Origin of the sequence: Vibrio sp. 10N.222.51.C5 (genome assembly GCF_041474575.1) — a bacterium.
Taxonomy (GTDB): domain Bacteria; phylum Pseudomonadota; class Gammaproteobacteria; order Enterobacterales; family Vibrionaceae; genus Vibrio; species Vibrio crassostreae_C.
The window spans coordinates 34,777-53,936 of record NZ_JBFRUJ010000019.1 but is presented as its reverse complement, the minus strand read 5'-3'; the positions used below and the strand labels follow the sequence as shown (position 1 = coordinate 53,936).

Annotated in this window: 11 protein-coding genes and 1 pseudogene; 4 read left to right on the top strand and 8 right to left on the bottom strand. The window is 44.6% G+C overall.

Annotation, left to right across the window (positions count from 1 at the left end):
- Positions 1 to 26: 26 nt before the first annotated feature.
- The gene (locus AB4558_RS07440; protein WP_017059759.1) at positions 27 to 1,277 is read right to left on the bottom strand and encodes a sensor domain-containing diguanylate cyclase; all 1,251 of its coding nucleotides are present in this window, start codon (positions 1,275 to 1,277) and stop codon (positions 27 to 29) included.
- 346 nt (positions 1,278 to 1,623) lie between these two features.
- Positions 1,624 to 2,508, bottom strand: coding sequence for a LysR family transcriptional regulator (locus AB4558_RS07435; RefSeq protein WP_029235692.1), 885 nt, complete (start codon positions 2,506 to 2,508; stop codon positions 1,624 to 1,626).
- A 238-nt stretch (positions 2,509 to 2,746) separates the two neighbouring features.
- On the opposite strand from AB4558_RS07435, the gene AB4558_RS07430 reads away from it, so the two are divergent.
- Positions 2,747 to 3,418 carry a type 1 glutamine amidotransferase domain-containing protein gene (locus tag AB4558_RS07430; RefSeq protein WP_102398220.1) on the top strand — a complete coding sequence of 224 codons (672 nt, stop codon included), beginning with the start codon at positions 2,747 to 2,749 and terminating at the stop codon, positions 3,416 to 3,418.
- Positions 3,419 to 3,573: 155 nt separating this feature from the next.
- On the opposite strand, the gene AB4558_RS07425 is transcribed toward AB4558_RS07430, so the two are convergent.
- The 3 genes from AB4558_RS07425 to AB4558_RS07415 form a co-directional block, all read right to left on the bottom strand.
- The gene (locus AB4558_RS07425; RefSeq protein ID WP_017078680.1) at positions 3,574 to 4,809 is read right to left on the bottom strand and encodes a cysteine desulfurase-like protein; all 1,236 of its coding nucleotides are present in this window, start codon (positions 4,807 to 4,809) and stop codon (positions 3,574 to 3,576) included.
- Complete coding sequence (locus tag AB4558_RS07420; protein ID WP_372073733.1) at positions 4,793 to 5,449, bottom strand: 2OG-Fe dioxygenase family protein; 657 nt, start codon at positions 5,447 to 5,449, stop codon at positions 4,793 to 4,795. The genes AB4558_RS07425 and AB4558_RS07420 overlap by 17 nt, the downstream gene beginning before the upstream one ends.
- A 782-nt stretch (positions 5,450 to 6,231) precedes the next feature.
- Positions 6,232 to 7,899, bottom strand: a complete 1,668-nt coding sequence (locus AB4558_RS07415) for a diguanylate cyclase (RefSeq protein WP_017059753.1) — start codon at positions 7,897 to 7,899, stop codon at positions 6,232 to 6,234.
- Positions 7,900 to 8,428: 529 nt separating this feature from the next.
- Between AB4558_RS07415 and trxB the strand changes: the two genes are divergently transcribed.
- The 3 genes from trxB (at position 8,429) to cydC (ending at position 13,048) form a co-directional block, all read left to right on the top strand.
- Complete coding sequence (gene trxB, locus AB4558_RS07410) at positions 8,429 to 9,388, top strand: thioredoxin-disulfide reductase (protein ID WP_061021606.1); 960 nt, start codon at positions 8,429 to 8,431, stop codon at positions 9,386 to 9,388.
- A gap of 161 nt (positions 9,389 to 9,549) precedes the next feature.
- On the top strand, positions 9,550 to 11,334 hold the full coding sequence (cydD, locus tag AB4558_RS07405) for a heme ABC transporter permease/ATP-binding protein CydD (RefSeq protein WP_050652178.1): 1,785 nt from the start codon (positions 9,550 to 9,552) through the stop codon (positions 11,332 to 11,334).
- On the top strand, positions 11,327 to 13,048 hold the full coding sequence (gene cydC, locus AB4558_RS07400) for a heme ABC transporter ATP-binding protein/permease CydC (protein WP_372073731.1): 1,722 nt from the start codon (positions 11,327 to 11,329) through the stop codon (positions 13,046 to 13,048). Before cydD ends, cydC begins: the two co-directional genes overlap by 8 nt.
- A 405-nt stretch (positions 13,049 to 13,453) precedes the next feature.
- Here the strand turns inward: cydC and AB4558_RS07395 are convergent, their stop codons facing one another.
- The 3 genes and pseudogenes from AB4558_RS07395 to AB4558_RS07385 all read right to left on the bottom strand — a co-directional run bounded on the left by AB4558_RS07395 (position 13,454) and on the right by AB4558_RS07385 (position 19,101).
- A complete protein-coding gene (locus AB4558_RS07395) occupies positions 13,454 to 15,337 on the bottom strand; it encodes a methyl-accepting chemotaxis protein (RefSeq protein ID WP_017066828.1) in 1,884 nt (627 codons plus the stop codon).
- 323 nt (positions 15,338 to 15,660) lie between these two features.
- Positions 15,661 to 17,232, bottom strand: coding sequence for a BCCT family transporter (locus AB4558_RS07390; RefSeq protein WP_017060963.1), 1,572 nt, complete (start codon positions 17,230 to 17,232; stop codon positions 15,661 to 15,663).
- A 271-nt stretch (positions 17,233 to 17,503) separates the two neighbouring features.
- Positions 17,504 to 19,101: pseudogene (locus tag AB4558_RS07385) on the bottom strand (BCCT family transporter).
- Positions 19,102 to 19,160 lie beyond the last annotated feature (59 nt).

Here is a 19,160-nt window from a genome sequence, read left to right as displayed (position 1 = left end):
TTCGCTTTCGATGACGATTTTAGGCGTTAGAGCGCAACCACATCTCCGTCTACACAATTCTTGCCGTTGGCTTTCGCGCGATAGAGAGATTGATCGGTTAAATTCACGAGTGCATCAATCGTGACACCGTCTTCACAGGCTTGGCTATCACTGATTCCGATACTGACACTCGAATTAAATCGTAACTGTTCATCAATCTTAAATTCGGTTTGATTAAACTGCTCTCGGATCTGATCAGACACTTGACGCGAAATCTGAGGCGACGCATTAGGGATAAATACAATGAACTCTTCACCGCCCCATCGACCTGCGACACCGCCCACAGCCTCAACATTACGCTTAGTAATATCAGCCAAAGCACAAATGACCTCGTCACCCACCATGTGCCCGTAGGTATCATTGATCGATTTGAAGTCATCGATATCAAGCAGCATACACACTAAGTGAGTCTCAGAGACAAGGTGCTCTCTCAGCCACTCATAAATCGCCCTACGGTTAAGCAAATCCGTCATTTCATCGTAATTCGCTTGGTGTACCAACTGCTTTTCCAGCATCACCTTTTGAGTCACATCTTCGAGCACAACCTGAACGGCTGGCTGACCTTTCCAAGTAATCGCATTGTCGTAAATATTGAAGAACCGATGAACGCCGTCAAAGCCAATGTTTTCAACCACGGTACTAGTACCTGACAACTCCCCTGATACGATCGCGTGATAGTGCTTGCTGATGCCATCGGCATTCTGTTTTGGTACCAGTTCAAGGATAGAGTCCAGCTCTAATACTTGCTCGATGGAAGCCGCGCCTTGCATGTTGACCCAAGATTGATTAACCATCAACGGCTTGAAATCTCGGTGAACCAAGATGCCCTGCCCAGATTGCATGATCATGTCGTGATACATCTTATCTTGCTCACGCACCGCATTTTGCAGCTGAATCGCAGGGGAAAGATCGATCACTGTGACTTGCAGTGCAGGTCTTCCCTGCCACTCCGTCACATGGTCGATAGAAAACACGGTGAACTCTCTGCCATTGCGATCAACATTGGTATAGGTGTGAACCTGAGGGTCGCGTTGACCACTGACCGTTTCAAGGTAATTTTGATAGGCGAGAACATGATAATCTTCTGAGATTAGATCTAGAAAGCTATCGATATTAGAAAGTAGTTCTTCGGGCGATTGGTATCCATAGATGCGAGCATAGTTAGCGTCAACACTCACTACATTCATATCTTGAATAGTTATTACACCGTACGTGGATTCGAAATTTATTGAAGACATTGCCAACTCCGCACTCTAGCTACACTTCATAAACTGGAGCATAACAACACATCCTGCCAACGCTTCCACACAATCTATCACGCGCTAGGGACATTAATATGCCATCTAGTATATCGTACTGTTGCGGCCTTCTCTACAACTCAATTGCTAACACGAGTTAGTAAAAGTAGACAAGCATCTCAATCCCATTATTCGCGTCAAAAAACAGAAATAGATAACCTATACCAATGTAACCATTATCTTTTTCTACTTTTGGCCTTGAACTGATGAAAGAATCCGCTCCCAACCACTTCAAATCCTGTTCGCTATTCTTTTAAACCTGCGCACTATTCTTTAAACCTACGAACTATTCATTCCAATCAGAGAAATATGAGACTAAGAAGTCGATAGCTAACCGTGCTCTCTGTGGAAGAAAACGACGGTTCTGATAAACAATCCAACTGCTTGTGCCCGCTCCCCAATACTCTTCTAACACAGGGACGAGTTTTCCATTGCTAAGACTGCCATTGAAACTGCTTTTAGGAAGATAAACGATGCCAAGCCCCTCTTCACATGCTTTCAGTACTGCGCTCGAATTGTTACTGCGCCAGCGTCCATGTACTCGCACTGCATTTAACGGTTTGCCCTCTTTCTCAAATAGCCACTGATCACTGTTGGCGATAATACAGCTGTGCATTTTTAACTGCTCTGGATGAGTCGGCGTACCAAATTGCTCTATGTAGTCTTTACTGGCTGCCGCTGCCATCGGGCGATCGACGAGCTTTCTTGCCACCAATCCTGAATCGTCCAATCGGCCATAACGAATCGCGAAATCGATGCCATCTTCGATGAAGTTAACCATCTTGGTATTGAAATTCATTTCTATGGTGAGCTCAGGATGCTCTTTAGCAAACTCCATCAGCGCCGCCGCGACATGATTTTCTGCAAACGCGCCTGCCGCACTCACACGCAGAGTACCGCTAAGCTGAGTTTGTTGAGACGTGACTTGTTCATTGGCCTGTTGTAGCCCAATCACCAAGTCTTTGCACTGTTGGTAATAAGTGTGGCCCGATTCAGTCAGGCTCACCATCCGTGTTGAACGCGCAAGCAGGGCCACTCCCACTCTCTCTTCCAACCTTGAAACCTGCCGACTCACATGGCTGGTACTGCAACCTAGCTGTTTAGCGGCTGCTGAAAAGCCGTGACATTCGGCTACCGCAACAAACTCATTAATACCTTCAAAGCTATCCATACTTCACCTGTTAACGTCTAACGAATTCACATCTGACTAATTCACATCCACTATTGCTATATAGCAATAATGTTTTGCCTATTCGGCATATTATCACTCAAATGGTTTGCTACTAGTATTACAGGTAACGAAACAGCGGCATCTAAATTGAAAATTTTGGTTTTCTAAATAAAAACCACGATGCCTAAAGAAAAACCACAACGCTGAAACCAAACAAACGTGCTCAAAGGGACGAATCATGAAAAAAATACTAATACCTGTAACTAACCACGCAACACTAGGCGATACAGATCAAGCGAATGGTACTTATGCGCCTGAACTGACTCATGCTCTCAAAGAGATCATTGCTGCGGGTTTTGAGTACGACATCGCTTCTATCAAGGGTGGTAAAGGCCCATTGTACGGAACCGATATTGAAGGGGATTCAGTAAACGCTGAGATCTTGGCTGATGATGACTTCCAAAACCGCATCAACAATACGATTCCTGTAAACCAAATTAATGCAGAAAGCTACGATGCTATCTTCTACCCAGGTGGTTTCGGTTTGCTTTCAGACCTAGCAACCAACGAGCAATTCGCTGCTATTGCGGCTAAGCATTACGAAGATGGTGGTGTGATTGCGTCAGTATGTCACGGCCCTGCGGCGCTGCTTCCGATTGTTTTAAGCAACGGCGAGAAGCTACTAAGCTCTAAATCGGTGACTGGCTTTACACGTGAAGAAGAGATCGACTTTGGCACCATCAACGACATTCCGTTCCTACTGGAAGAGTCTCTTGCTCGCAGCGCAGCGCGTTTCAACAAGGTTCAACCTTGGCAAGAGCTTGTGATTGTTGATGAGCGAGTAATTACAGGCCAGAACCCGACTAGCGCACACGCTGTAGGTGTAGCAATTGTTGAGCAGCTTTCTTAGTCGAATCGCTGTATTGATTAGGTCACAGGCGATAACTAAATAAGCGCGCTGAAACGAAAAAGAGCATATTTCCTACTCACTATTCATGAGAGAAGTATGCTCTTTTCTAATTCTGTCGCTATTAAGTGCTCGTGACTTCGTGCTAATTACTTCTACTAATGGCTTCGCAAGATCCCTTCAAGCACATTGAACAACAAGTCGATCTCTTCAATCGAGTTGTAATGCATACAGCCAATACGCACCACGCCCTGCTCTTCAATACCCAACTGCTTCACCAACCCTAATGCGTAGAAGTGACCATTCCACACACAGATATTATGCTCACCCAACTTCTTAGCGATGAACTCTGGAGAATGGTTTTCAAAGGTAACCGCAAAGGTTGGCGTTCTTAGATTCGAATCAAACTCGGTTTTTCCGTAAAGCTTTGCCCCTTCAAGATCAGACAAGCGTTTAAGGAAGTACTCACTGAGTTGGCTTTCATGCTTATTATAAAGTGCGTAGCTTTGCTCTAAACGAGAACGCAACGAATCGGCGGGATCACCTAACTGCGCCAAGTAATCCACCGCCGCAATCACACCGGCAAGGCCTTCGAAGCTTTGCGTGCCTGTCTCAAAACGACCTGGGCCGATATTGGTTGCAGGCTCAACCTTGTAAGGCTTTAACGTGTGTAGCCATTGAGGCGCAACATAAGCAATGCCCACATGCGGGCCGAAGAACTTATACGCTGAACACGCTAAGAAATCACAATTCAGTTGCTGAACATCAATCAAATGATGAGGAGCGTAGTGAACCGCATCGACATAAACCTGAGCACCATGTTGATGTGCTAGTTCGATCACTTTCGCCATATCAACAATGGAGCCTGTCGTGTTCGAAGCAAACGTGACTGCGACAAGTTTGGTTTTCTCGTTAAGCAGCGATTCAAAATGCGCCATGTCTAGGCTGCAATCCGATTCGTCGACACGTACTTGGCGAACAATCGCGCCTTTGTCGTCGGCCGCTTGCTGCCAGCTTGATACATTTGAGTAATGGTCTAACGCAGTGACGATAACTTCATCGCCCTCTTTCCAATCGCGGCTGATCGCTCGGCTCAGTTGGAAGGTCAGCGAAGTCATGTTCGCACCGAACACAACGTTGCCAGAAGACTCAGCATTGAGTAGCGCTTGTGCTGCTTCTCTTGCTTGCTGCATTAAGCTCGTGGTCTTTTGGCTAGAAAAATAGTGGCCACCTAGGTTTGAATTGAAATGCCCTAGGTATTCGGTCATTGAAGCTAAAACATTCTCAGGCACCTGAGATCCGCCTGGCCCATCAAAAAAGGTCACAGGCTTACCGTTATGGTATTGGCCTAACGCGCTAAACTGTTGGCGTACATCATTAAGAGTGAAGGACATTACGCGCATCCTTAGCCGTTAGCACAAACAAATCCATGTAACCCATCTCATCGTGGTCTATAGTGCGAATTGGTTGTGCGTTGTGCCACAACTTGCTGTCTGCAAGCATCGTAACATCGCCGTTTTCAAGCACTTTTCTAAAGAATGGCGCTTCATGAGAATCTTGGTATAGCATGATTTCGCCACCCACAATGTTATGACGGTTCACACCAATTAACGCGATGTGGTCGAAGCCATCTTGGTGCACGCCTTCTGGCGCAACCTGCGTCTCTTCATAAATGGCAGCGATACGAATTTGGTGGATTTCGATTTCTTGTCCGTCTTCAAGCCCGTTGGTTTCAATAAACAGTTCACACATCTCTTGCATGCCTTGGCTGCTTAGAATTGGTGCTTCAATCGGCTCGAATTGGCGAACAACGTCACCTTGAAAGTGATTAATGTTTTCAGACTGAACAAAGTTATGTTTGTCTAGCTCAACGACTTGTCCATTACTGAATTGAACCACCGAGTACCTTCTCAATCGAAACTGGCCATCCGCATGCTCTGTACTTGGTAGCTTAGAGAATGAAGGTGACAACTCCTCAACTGCGTGGTTACTGAGGTGGGTAATATGTAGGGTATTTTCGTGAGCATGTAACATCATCGACTCCTTAATGATTGTTAATTTACTTTCGATATTTAACGTTTTGTTTACATAAAGGATACTTGAAGATCTTGTCAAATCAACATTAAACAATCATTTATCCCGTCAGAAATAATAATTCAGATAGTAAAACTAACTTTAAATTAAAAAGCAGTGCATAACACCAGAATAAAAGATGACCAACTCTTAAAACTAGCACACTCCACTAGCTAGTTATAAATCCCTGCAAATTTAAATTTAACGATATTATAAACTAGCAAGCTATGTTTCATATTGTGTCAGCCCTTTCCCTTTAATACGCCAGCCTCCTTGCCTGAGTTCAGGCATCACACTCGCCATCATTCATTTCTATGCTTTTGCACCGCGAAATACGACCTACCTATCAATTGCCAAACTATTGATTATTTACACAACAAACTGAAATTGGTTAATTTATGAGTACGCCAGAAACCAAACGCCTTTGCTTGCGCGTCTGGAACAGGTCGAGTTCGGGGGGAACTCGGCCGCCCCAAATAGAGTGCTTTCTAATAAAACCTACAATTATAAATGATGCGTTTATTTGGAATATGATGGTCTGCCTTTATGTCCTAACTTAGAATTCGTTAAAAATAGGCGACTATAAAGATTGGGAATGTTCTACACAAAACAGATGAGAGGGTAAGCAAGCTTGAAAGGTTGGTTGCTAAAAGAGCCACCTTTGGTGACATTTACACCAAAAGTCAAAACGAAAATAAGTTAACTAGACTTAAAACGATTCACTTAGAAAATAGGGAATTTAGCTAACACTCAATTTCACTGGACTGATTTTTAAAACCGTTCTTCGAGCGCTTCTGCTGGTACATTCGCTGGTCAGCTAAGCTCAAACACTCAGAAAAATTGACACATTCAAAACTAGATGCGCTTCCAAAACTGAGGCCAGACTGAGGCCAATCAGCACTGCGAATTTGCTCTTCCACCTGAGTCACTCTAAGCTCAATCTGAGAATAGAGAGCCTCAACTTGTTTCTCTTTATCCACTTTCAACAACCAGATAAATTCGTCGCCACCAGCTCGATAAACCATTCCAAGGTCTGTAAATTTTTCTCGCATCATGCGGCTGGTGTATTCTAAAAAGCGATCCCCTTCATCATGACCATAAGTATCATTAATCGATTTAAGGCCATCACAATCGATGAAGACGATACAATAGGAATGATGTACTAATTGTTTACTCGCATCATTAAAATCCAGCCGGTTTCCAAGCCCCGTTAAACTATCCACCCTCGACTGGATATAGGTTTTCTGATGTTGATGTTGTTGAATCCGCAACCATTCAGTCAGTGACAATAAAATGCAGGTACAATCTATTGCTAATGCAACAACAACGATGACTTCTGTCGATCTCTGAGTCGGCAATGGTGCAAAATGCGCAAAAATGTAATATACCAAAGCCGTGCCATAACAAAGACCACCGATCAAATAATATTTAGCGACAAAGTTTCGTTGATAAACCATCAATACGCCAGTCACTATCATTGTCGGCACCCAGATTGCCGCAATTAAATGGGACATAACAAAAGTCAACGAAAACGGGGCAAAGACATTAATAAACCCGATAATGACACACAGCCAACTAAAGGCCTGAAAGGTAAGATTAATACGAATAAAATGCTGCGGAAATCCAAACAATAATCTTGTGTAATAGCAAGAAAAAGCAACCGCAAACGGAAACAATACCATTCCAAAATAAACTGGGTTCCAGCTTTGGCTTGATAATAAGTACCCCCAAGCGCCTGAAGCGGCGAACCATCCCAGGCCATGTAGCCCAACATAACCAGCACAAGCCAGTGTGACTGGATGTTTAGTTTGAAAGTAACAAAAAAGAGCGAAAACTCCCAACGTTAGCATGACAGTAATAGAAGCTAATGTGAGCGTATTGTTGCGGAAAACGTGAATATAAAATGGATATTCAGGTTGAAGAGTGAAGTTAACTGCCTTTGGAAATTTCTTTGCTTCCAAGTAGAGCCAAAGTGTTCCAGATTCCTCCGCATTCAATATTAACGGGAAGCTTTGCCTATGCAGATGCAAGATACTCTTGTTACTTAATTGGCCAAAATCAAGTATTCGCCTTACTTGACCATTTGTTGATTGCCAGTACCCCCAACCTTGATCCAAATAGTTTGCACGGAGTGTAACTATTTGTTGTGACGACTTGATATCGGAGTTGGCCAAATCAACTCTCAACCCAAACGCCCCTTCACCACCAAATATCGTTTCAATCCTTGGAGAGGATTCAATGTGTTTTTTTAATATGGGAAAATCGACTGGATCAGATAACAAAGGCATTTCATACCATCTTACAGCTTCATTAGCTAACACAGATTGTTCCCCGCTGACCTGCAGCGGAGAAGCAAAAACCGAATTCAGGCACACAATAAACACATTGATAAAAAGGATTAGAATCTGCATAGAGTTCAAATGATTCCGCGCAATATATAAATATCAATAATAACACATACAAAAAAATAACAACTGAGAAACACTCAACAGTTCAAGTATTAACCAACATTACACCTGTTTGTAATCATGCCGTTCATACTAAAAGTGCGTCTTGTGGTCGCTTATCTGCACGCTAATTTTGATGAATTCTTGCAGCGTCTTTTAACGCAAACTTTTTAAAATAAAACATAGGATTCAGGTTCTCTTGTTTTTCTACTCATCAATGTATACGCAAAAAAGTAAATACTGCTATAGAAACACCATGATCAAGAAGGCCCTAAAAGTGAGCAATATGCATAGCTGTTTGCAAGAGCACTTTCCTTGACTTATCGCTATTGATCTAAGACACAGGATTACAAGACCATCATTTAGTTCGGTTATGTTCTAACGTATAACGATTAATTACACTTCTGCCCTTGTTTAACCTTTTATTGCCTCCATATTTTCCATACAATCCTAAGCGATTATAAATTAAAACAAATTCAATTTCGGAGTCCTCATGAGCGACGTAAAGCACTGTAATTTATTGATTCTTGGTTCTGGCCCTGCTGGCTATACAGCTGCAGTTTACGCTGCTCGTGCAAACCTAAACCCAGTACTTGTTACCGGTATGCAGCAAGGTGGTCAGCTTACAACCACGACAGAAGTGGAAAACTGGCCGGGTGATCCTGAAGGTTTAACGGGCCCAGCTCTAATGGATCGCATGAAAGAGCACGCAGAGCGCTTTGAAACAGAGATCCTGTTCGACCACATTAACGAAGTAGACCTTTCAAACCGCCCTTTCCGTCTTAAAGGCGATTCTGGCGAGTACACGTGTGATGCGTTGATCATCTCAACGGGCGCATCGGCTAAGTACTTAGGTTTAGAGTCTGAAGAAGCATTCAAAGGCCGTGGCGTTTCTGCTTGTGCTACATGTGATGGTTTCTTCTATCGCAACCAGAAAGTCGCGGTTGTGGGTGGTGGTAACACGGCTGTTGAAGAAGCACTTTACCTGTCTAATATCGCGTCTGAAGTTCACCTAGTTCACCGCCGTGACACGTTCCGCGCTGAAAAGATTCTAGTGAAGCGTTTAATGGACAAAGTAGAGAACGGCAACATTGTTCTTCACACTGATCGCACGCTAGACGAGGTTCTGGGCGACGACATGGGCGTAACTGGCGTTCGTATTAAAGATACTCAGTCTGATAAGACAGAAGACATCGAAGTAATGGGCGCATTCATTGCTATCGGTCATCAACCAAACACTGAAATCTTCAAGGGCCAAGTGGATATGAAAGATGACTACATCATCGTTCAGTCAGGTCTTGAAGGTAACGCGACACAAACTAGCATCCCAGGCGTGTTCGCTGCAGGTGATGTAATGGACCACAACTACCGCCAAGCAATCACTTCTGCTGGTACAGGTTGTATGGCTGCACTGGATGCTGAACGCTTCCTAGATGGCCTTAACGATAAGTAAATCTGAGATTGCAGATTTGATTATCGGAGCTCTCGCCTCAGTAGATGCAGGGCATCATCACAATTTGTTGTAAATCCCTAGAGCCCAGCGGTATATCCACTGGGCTTTCTTTTGTATACTACCCGCCCTCAACAAATAATAATTATCATTAAGCCTTCATAATGGATAAGAAAAAACAACGCAGCTTGAACAAGTGGCTTAAGCAACAGAGTAAGTTAGCGAAACGCTGGCTTATGATTGCGATTAGCCTTGGCGTACTTTCAAGCGTGTTTTTAATTGCTCAAGCAGCTCTTCTCGCCTCTATTCTTCACCAGCTGATCATCGAGAATGTCGATAAATCTGAACTGGTTGGTCATTTCGCAGGCTTGGCATTATCGGTCGTTGGCCGTGCTGGCTGTACATGGGGACGTGAGATCGCAGGTTATCGCTGTGGTGAACAGATCCGTGTTTACATCAGGCAACTCATCCTTGATAAGTTACGTGAGTTGGGCCCTGCTTATATCAAAGGCAAACCTGCGGGTACGTGGGCAACCCTGTTGTTAGAACAAGTAGAAGACATGCAAGACTTCTTCTCTCGTTACTTACCTCAAATGTCTTTATCGGTAATGATTCCATTCATTATTTTGGTTGTGGTGTTCCCAGTAAACTGGGCAGCAGGACTGATCTTCTTGATTACTGCTCCACTGGTACCGATGTTCATGGCACTTGTTGGTATGAAAGCAGCCGATGCAAACCGTAAAAACTTCAAAGCACTGCAACGTCTTTCTGGTCACTTTTACGACCGTTTGCAGTCAATGACAACCATCCGTCTATTTGATCGCACCAACGCTGAAACAGAGGTACTTAAAGGTGCATCTGAAGTGTTCAGAACGCGTACTATGGATGTATTGAAGATCGCTTTCTTATCTTCTGCTGTGCTTGAATTCTTCACGTCTATCTCTATTGCAATGACGGCGGTTTACTTTGGTTTCACCTACATTGGTGAGCTTAACTTCGGTCACTACGGCGCAGGCATTACGCTATTCGCAGGTTTGTTTATCCTTATCTTGGCGCCAGAGTTTTACCAACCTCTACGCGACTTAGGTACTTTTTACCACGCGAAACAACAAGCGGTTGGTGCAGCCGAAAGTATTGTCGAGTTCCTAGAAACAGACATCACTAAGGTTAAATCAGGCGACACTCAGCTCGATCCGGCTCAAGGCATCAATATTGAAGCTCAAGATCTCAAAGTGTTAAGCCCTGAAGGTGTTCAATTAGTCGGTCCTATCTCGTTCGCATTGAACACTCGCCAATCGACTGCGTTAGTTGGCCCAAGTGGTGCGGGCAAAACGAGTTTGATCAACGCTATTCTTGGTTTCATGCCTTATGAAGGAAGCTTGAAAATCAATGGCGTTGAACTGCGTGACCTAGACTTGGCCTCTTGGCGTAAAACCATTAGCTGGGTTGGTCAAAATCCGTTGCTACTGCACGGCACAATTCGTGACAACGTCACTCTAGGTAAGCACGATATCACTGACCAAGTTGTCGAGAATGCACTTGAGCAGTCTTTTGCTAACGAATTCGTAAATGAGCACGGCTTGGATTACATGATTTCTGATCGCTCTGGCGGTCTGTCTGTGGGTCAATCTCAGCGTTTGGCTCTGGCTCGCGCAATGATTCAAGACGGCCAATTCTGGTTGCTCGATGAACCAACAGCCAGCCTAGATACTCGTAGCGAACAGTTGGTAATGAAAGGCATCAATAGCAACATCGAAAGCCGCACTGCCCTGCTTGTGACGCACCAACTCGCCCCGCTTCAATCAGTCGATAACATTCTGGTTATGCGCGATGGTGGTCTGGTTGAACAAGGTCATTACTCTCAGCTTTCGACTGCGGGTGGTTTATTCGAAGAGATGCTTAACGCGAACTTAGCTCAACAAGATAATAAGGGTAATTTAGATGCGTGATTTACTGCCTTACCTGAAACTCTATAAAAAGCATTGGTTTGGCCTATCGTTAGGCATGCTATTGGCTTTTGCTACACTGTCGGCTTCTATCGGCTTGTTAACGCTATCAGGCTGGTTTATTTCAGCTTCCGCGGTTGCTGGCCTTACGATTGCACGTGAAACCTTCAACTACATGCTACCAGGCGGTGGTGTACGTGGTTTGGCAATGAGCCGTACTGCGGGTCGTTGGGGTGAACGTGTTGTTAGCCACAATGCGACATTCAAACTGTTAACTGATCTGCGTATCTTCTTCTTCAAGAAGCTGGCTCCGCTGATCCCAGGTCGTATTTCAAACCTTCGTGATGCTGATCTTCTCAACCGTTTGGTTGCTGATGTCGATGCCATGGACCACGTGTACTTGCGCTTAGTAAGCCCAGTGACGGTGGGTGTGTTCGGGATTTTCTTCCTGACTCTGTTCTTGATGTGGTTCGATAGCTCACTAGGTTTAATCTTGGGTTCTATCCTTCTGATCATGCTACTGGTTTGGCCAATCTTGTTCTACAAGCTGGGGAAACGTAACGGTGGTGAGCTAACACAAAACAAAGCGGATCTTCGTGTGACTACGCTAGATTGGATTGAAGGCTACAGCGAACTGACTCTATTCGGTGCTGAAGAGCGTTACCGTAATGCGATTCTAGAGACGCAACGCAAGCTGATGGCGAATCAGTTTGTGAATGCTAACCTAACAGGTATGGCGTCAGCAGCGCTAATGCTGTTCAACGGTTTGACGCTGGTTCTTATGCTTTGGCTTGCGGCTGACGGTGTGGGTGGTAATGCACCAGACCCGTTCATCGCGCTAATGGCATTCGCAACTATGGCAAGCTTCGAGCTATTAATGCCAATCGCAGGCGCGTTCCAGCATTTAGGTCAAACTCTGTCTTCTGCTCGTCGCTTGAACGAAGTGATTCTGTCGGAGCCTGAAGTTCAGTTTGCTGAAGAGAAGCTCGATATCAACAAGCCGCTTGATATTACGTTCTCAAACGTGACGTTCAACTACCCTGACTCTGAGCGCAATGTTCTGAACGCTGTCGACCTAACGATCCCTGCAACGAACAAGGTTGCGATTGTGGGTCAAACGGGTTCTGGTAAATCAACACTGATTCAGCTTTTGACTCGCTACTGGGATCCTAAGAAGGGTTACATCTCAATCGCGGGCATTGAACTGACTCAGTGGAATGAATCACAGCTTCGTGAATCAATCAGTGTAGTAAGCCAACGTGTCGACATTCTAAATGGTACTTTGCGTGACAACTTGTTAATTGCAAGACCAAAAGCAACCGATGATCACTTAGCGAATATCCTTAAAGATGTTGGCCTAGAAAAACTGCTTGAGAATAATGCACTTGATAGCTGGTTAGGTGACGGTGGTCGTCAACTGTCTGGTGGTGAGAAGCGCCGTATTGGCATCGCACGTGCGATTCTTCATGATGCCCCTATCCTGCTTCTCGATGAGCCAACAGAAGGCTTAGATAAGCAAACAGAACACAGCATCATGACGCTGTTCGAGAAGCACTTTGAAGGCAAGACGGTTATCTTCATCACTCACCGTTTGATTGGTCTAGAGTCGATGGATTCTATCGTTCTGATTGAACAAGGCGAGATTGTTGAAAACGGCTCTCATGAGAAACTGTTAAACGAAGCAGGACGTTATTTCCAACTGCGTCAGGCAATCTAGCGCCTTCATCAGTTATAAAGATAACCGTTCAAAGCCCGAGTTTATGCTCGGGCTTTTTTGTGTCTTTAATTATTCTGAGCTACACCCTTCTTCAATCAAGTTTAACCCGTCACTTCCACTTCCAATAGGTGGCTGACCTTGATGTAAAAAAGAAAATAGCTTAACAACGACAAGCTAGAACCCCTGCGATGGTGAAATTTATGGAGCACTGCTTTCCTACTAGCGCGGCCCTCAAAACTAAGTTCCCAGTTTATCCAAACAACTAGTTAGGGTTCATAACTCTAACTAGAACGCACAAAAAAGCCGAATGTGATAATCACATTCGGCTTTTTGATAACGTTATCGCGAATTATTCGCTAGTCGTTTTAGCTATCAAGTTATCGCTATTCGCTCAGAACTTAGTGCTTAAAGCTTGAAGCGGCTGATTTCGCTTTCTAGCTCGTGAGACAGTTCAGATAACTGAGCAGCTTGCTCTGCAGCTTGGTGTGCTTCGTCTGCTAGCTCGTTAGATACGTCACGGATTCCTTCAGTGTTACGAGTAATCTCAGACGTTACTGACGCTTGCTCTTCTGCAGCAGAAGCAATCTGTGTTGCCATGTCACTGATGCGTTCAACAGCAGCATGGATTTGCGTTAGGCTTGCAGCCGCTGAGTTCGCGTCATCAACACTGGTTTCAGCAAGTGTACGGCTATCGTTCATGATGTTAACCGCTTTGCCTGTTGTACCTTGCAGCAACTCAATCGTTTGTTGAATTTCTTGCGTTGAACCGTGTGTACGTTGGCTCAGAACTCGAACTTCATCCGCTACTACTGCGAAACCACGACCTTGCTCACCGGCACGTGCTGCTTCAATAGCGGCGTTAAGTGCAAGTAGGTTCGTTTGTTCTGCAATACCTTGAATGTTAGACAAGATAGCGTTGATGCTGTTGCCGTGCTCTTCAAGCTCGAGAATCACGTTAGTTGCGATTTGAACTTCTTGAGCAAGGTTTTGGATAGAGCTTTGAGTCTGTGTTACTTGACCAGTACCGTGCTCACACGCGCCAACCGCTTCAGATGAGTTCTGTGCAGTGTGGTCTGCGTTACCTGCGATCTCTTGTGTTGCTGCAGCCATTTCGTTAACGGCTGTTGCTACCATGTTGATCTCGTCTTGTTGCATTTGGATACGAGCACTACGTTCTTCAGCTTGAGAAGCCGTTTGACGCGCTTGGTTGCCCAGCGCAGCAGATACTTCGCTTAGCTTGATCACCATGGTGTGCATGTTGCCCACAAAACGGTTGAAGTTTGCTGCAAGCTGACCAATTTCGTCGTCGCTCTTAGGCTCAAGGCGTTGAGTAAGATCGCCCTCACCTGAAGCAATTTCTTCAAGTGCTGCTGAAACGCGGTTTAGGTCGCGGAATAGGAAGCTTACTAACCAAGACACAAGTACGATTACGATGAGCGTAATAATGACAGCAGTGATGATCAGCTGAGTAAGTAGCGTTGAGTGGTTCGCTTCTTCTGTTGCTTTGTCCATCTGAACCGCGAAGATCCAGTTAGTGTTAGGCACCTTCGTGAAGTAAAGCAGCTTGTCTGCGCCGCGCTCTTTGATGATCTCGATGCTACCCGTACGCACTGCGTTTTCGATGATAGGCATAGAGATATCGTTTGAAAGCTGGCTTACCGGCTTCAAGCTTAGTGCTGAATCTGGGTGTGCTAGGAATGTGCCGTCAGAGGCATCAATTAGCATTGCGTAAGCGTTGTCACCAACATCAAGGCTGATTACATCGTTAACCAACTGGTCGATCAGTACGTCTGCACCAACAACACCAACAAGTTGGCCATTGTGGCGAACAGGTTCTGCGATCGTTACTAGAAGTGCTTTGGTGATTGCATCTTGGTAAGCCGTAGTAATGATTTGCTTACCTGCAGCGTTTGCTTCTTGATACCAAGGACGTTGACGAGGATCGTAATCTGCACGATTACGTTCAGGATGTGAACGGTACATTCCACCTTCTGGAGTACCTAAAAAGATATCGTCAAAGCCACCCGCTACACGAGCTTGTCTAAGGAAAGGAACAACATCATCCTCTCGTGAAAAGTCATTAAATGCTGATGCGATATCAGTACGGATATCAATCCAGTTTTTAATACCTTCAGATGCTGCTTCAGATACGCTTTCAGCTCGTAGGTATACGCCATTACGAGTCTGTTCAAATAATTGGTTTGCTGATAACCAAGTTAACGCTGTTGCCATAACGACAACAGCAGATAGGCTAGCACCTATTAACTTCTGCTTAAGTGTTAGTTTCATGTCAAAGTTTCACGAGTAGTGGGAAATCTCGCGCATACTACCCAATATCAGTATTAAATTCGAGCGATTTTATAATTTAATAACGTAATATAATTTTAAGCAAACCATAAGCTTAAGTAATGTCAAATCCTTGGCTTATCGCCAAATTTAAGGCGGTGTTGTCTCTACGGTTATTAACATTTTTATCGCACTTCACATGCTTAAAAGAGACAAGAAAACACGGTAAAGAGGAAACAAAAAAGGCAGAAGAGTTTCCTCTTCTGCCTTCATATTATTTACCGTTCTACTGCGTATAAATTGCAGTAGATTTCAGCTTAAAAAGCCTAGCGTTTTTCTGTACGCATACCCATTAGCAAGCTCACACACATCAGTAATAGAATGATGGTAAATGGTAATGCCGTCGAGATTGCACCCGCTTGTAGAGCTTGTACTGCTTCAGTACCACCAACCCACAATAGAGCCACAGCAATCGCACCTTCAAGGAACGCCCAGAACACACGTTGAGGCACAGGCGTATCAACTTTACCACCCGCGGTGATGCTGTCGATTACTAGAGAGCCTGAGTCAGACGATGTAATGAAGAATACTAGAACCAATACAACCGCAATGATTGAAAGCAGAGTCCCGAACGGCAGTGCATCAAACATTTGGAACATTGCTAGTGATACATCTGTTAGGCCGTCTTGACCAAGAATACCAACGTTATTCACGATTTGGTCAATCGCCATGCCACCGAATACTGACATCCAAATGATAGTCACTGTCGTCGGTACAATCAGTACTGCTGTGATGAACTCACGAACGGTACGACCTTTAGAAACACGTGCGATAAACATACCTACGAATGGAGACCATGAGATCCACCAAGCCCAGTAGAATACAGTCCAACCGTGCATCCACGTTTCATCTTCACGACCGTGAGGGTTACTCAACGGAATGATGTTTTCAATGTATGCCATCAATGTCGTTGGGATAGAACCTAAAGTCACCGCGTAGCCGATTAGAGCCACTAAGATAAGCAGTAGGAAAGCCACCAACATGTTGATGTTACTGATAACTTTAACGCCACCATCAATACCACGAAGTACTGATACTACCGCCAATAAAGTCACCGCTGTAATCACAATAACTTGCAGACCTAGGCCCGCTTCAATGCCGAATACATGCTGAATACCACTTGCCGCTTGTTGTGCACCAAGACCTAACGATGTCGCCAGACCAAATAGCGTTGCAAGTACAGCAAGAATATCAACAATGTGACCTGCCCAGCCCCAAGCTCTATCACCTAAAATTGGGTAAAAGATAGAACGGATAGAAAGAGGCAATCCCTTGTTGTAAGAGAAAAACGCAAGTGACAGTGCTACTACGCCATAAATCGCCCAAGGGTGTAGACCCCAGTGATACATGGTTGCGCCCAATGCCAGTTTTGCAGCTTCTGGTGTGTTTGGTTCAACACCTAACGGAGTTTCAAACCAACCCGTGAAGTAAGCCGCTGGCTCTGCCACACTCCAGAACATCAAGCCGATACCCATACCTGCGGCAAACAGCATCGATAGCCAAGAGAAGAATGAGTAATCTGCCGTCGCATCAACACCACCAAGGCGGATTTTGCCGTACGGAGAAACAATCAAACCTAAGCAGAAAATTACGAAAATATTACCCGACCAGATGAAAAGCCAATCAAACGAATTGATAATCTGGCCTTTAACGCCATCTAGCGCAGCCTTTGCTGAAGCGGTATCTGTAATAAGAACACCGATCAGGAACAAAGCGATAAGTCCCGCACTAATACCAAATACTGGGTTATGAACATCAAAACCCCATTTTTGGACGTTATCTTGACCGACAGTGTAATCCGTACTGTCGATACTGTATTTATCTATACCTTTAGTCATTATCCCTCTCTACGGAATTCTATTAGGGTCTATTGACCTCGTATTCCTTACTTACCTGCGACTTAATTACAAACTCGAACCTACGATCCAAGTAGTACAAGCTGTTGTCACAATAATTCAAATACTTGGATGTCTGAAGTTTAGCAGGTTAACTTGTTGTTTTCAGTAAACTAGAATCGGCTCGATGGAATTTCAAACAATATTCACGTAATTACTCAAGTTTATGACGAAAAAAAGGTCGACCCTGTCGACCTTTTTATCAAAAATACTTTTAACTCAAAGCATTTTGGTGCTTAACCAATTGATTTTCAGTTCGTAAACCTAGCAATAAGCTTAGGCACATAAGCAATAATATGAAGGCAAATGGTAGCGCCATCGATACCGTTCCAGCTTGCAGTGCTTGAATAGATTCCGTACCACCAACCCATAGTAGAACCGCTGCAATCGCGCCGCCCATCAACGCCCAAAATACACGTTGTGGAACCGGTGCATCCACTTTACCGCCAGAGGTAATGCTATCGATAACCAATGAGCCTGAATCAGAAGAGGTGATAAAGAACACCATAATCAAACCAATCGATACCACTGAAAGCACAGAGCTCATTGGCAGAGCATCGTAAGTATGGAAAAGAGAAAGTGTAATATCTTGCAGACCATTCACACCAATCTCGCCCACCTTGTTCGCCACTTGATCAATCGCGATGCCACCGAAAATAGCCATCCAGATGATGAGTACTGTCGTTGGGATGAACAATACAGCAACGATGAATTCACGAATCGTTCGACCTTTAGAGATACGAGCGATGAACATGCCTACGAATGGTGACCAAGACATCCACCACGCCCAGTAGAATACCGTCCAACCTTGCATCCACGTTTCGTCATCACGACCGTGAGGATTGCTTAAGGGAATGAAGTTTTCAATGTAGCCCATTAGCGCGGTTGGGATTGCTTTAATACCCGCCATGCCACCAGCGATGGTAACGAAGATAAGTAAGCCCAAAGCAACCAGCATGTTCACATTACTCAGAAGCTTTACACCACCGTTGATGCCACGAACCACGGACATTGTCGCTAAGAAAGTAACCACTGCGATAACAATCAGCTGCATGCCAATACCGCCATCGGTACCAAATACATGGTTAATACCACTTGTTGCTTGTTGAGCACCTAAGCCCAATGAAGTTGCAAGGCCAAATAGCGTTGCAAGCACAGCGACGATATCAACAATATGACCAAACCAACCCCAAGTTCTATCACCCAAGATAGGGTAGAAAATAGAGCGGATTGATAGAGGTAAACCTTTATTGAAGGTGAAGAAGGCAAGCGCTAGAGCAACAACCGCGTAAATCGCCCAACCGTGCAGACCCCAGTTGTAGATGGTTGCACCAAGAGCCAACTTCGCCGCTTCAGGAGAGTAAGCTTCAACACCTAGTGGTGTTTCATACCAGCCAGTGAAATAAGCTACTGGCTCAGCAACCCCCAGAACATTAAGCCAATACCCATTCCTGCGGCGAATAACATCGACATCCAAGATAGGTTTGAGTGCTCTGCTTTGGCATCATTGCCACCAATACGTATCTTGCCATACGGGGAGACAATGAGGGCAAAACAGAAAATTACGAAGATGTTTGCTGCCCACATGAAGAAACCATCGAAGTTACCAATGACTTTCCATTTGATTCCATCAAGCGCCACTTTTGCGGTTTCAGGGTCTGCGACTAGAAGTGCCAACAGGAAGATAATGATCGCCCCTGCACTGATTCCAAATACTGGGTTATGAACATCAAAACCCCATTTCTGAACGTTATCTTGTCCTACTGTATAATCGGTATTTTCAATACTATACCTATCTTTTACAGGCTCCATGCTTCCTCTCTAATTTGCAGCGCACAGTTTGCAACATTGCATTCGGCGCTTAAATTTCG

Bases quoted from the DNA above. Each gene is read 5' to 3' on its own strand.
- AB4558_RS07440 (WP_017059759.1), bottom strand. From the start codon at position 1,277: ATGTCTTCAATAAATTTCGAATCCACGTACGGTGTAATAACTATTCAA.
- AB4558_RS07435 (WP_029235692.1), bottom strand. From the start codon at position 2,508: ATGGATAGCTTTGAAGGTATTAATGAGTTTGTTGCGGTAGCCGAATGT.
- AB4558_RS07430 (WP_102398220.1), top strand. From the start codon at position 2,747: ATGAAAAAAATACTAATACCTGTAACTAACCACGCAACACTAGGCGAT.
- AB4558_RS07425 (WP_017078680.1), bottom strand. From the start codon at position 4,809: ATGTCCTTCACTCTTAATGATGTACGCCAACAGTTTAGCGCGTTAGGC.
- AB4558_RS07420 (WP_372073733.1), bottom strand. From the start codon at position 5,449: ATGTTACATGCTCACGAAAATACCCTACATATTACCCACCTCAGTAAC.
- AB4558_RS07415 (WP_017059753.1), bottom strand. From the start codon at position 7,899: ATGCAGATTCTAATCCTTTTTATCAATGTGTTTATTGTGTGCCTGAAT.
- trxB (WP_061021606.1), top strand. From the start codon at position 8,429: ATGAGCGACGTAAAGCACTGTAATTTATTGATTCTTGGTTCTGGCCCT.
- cydD (WP_050652178.1), top strand. From the start codon at position 9,550: ATGGATAAGAAAAAACAACGCAGCTTGAACAAGTGGCTTAAGCAACAG.
- cydC (WP_372073731.1), top strand. From the start codon at position 11,327: ATGCGTGATTTACTGCCTTACCTGAAACTCTATAAAAAGCATTGGTTT.
- AB4558_RS07395 (WP_017066828.1), bottom strand. From the start codon at position 15,337: ATGAAACTAACACTTAAGCAGAAGTTAATAGGTGCTAGCCTATCTGCT.
- AB4558_RS07390 (WP_017060963.1), bottom strand. From the start codon at position 17,232: ATGACTAAAGGTATAGATAAATACAGTATCGACAGTACGGATTACACT.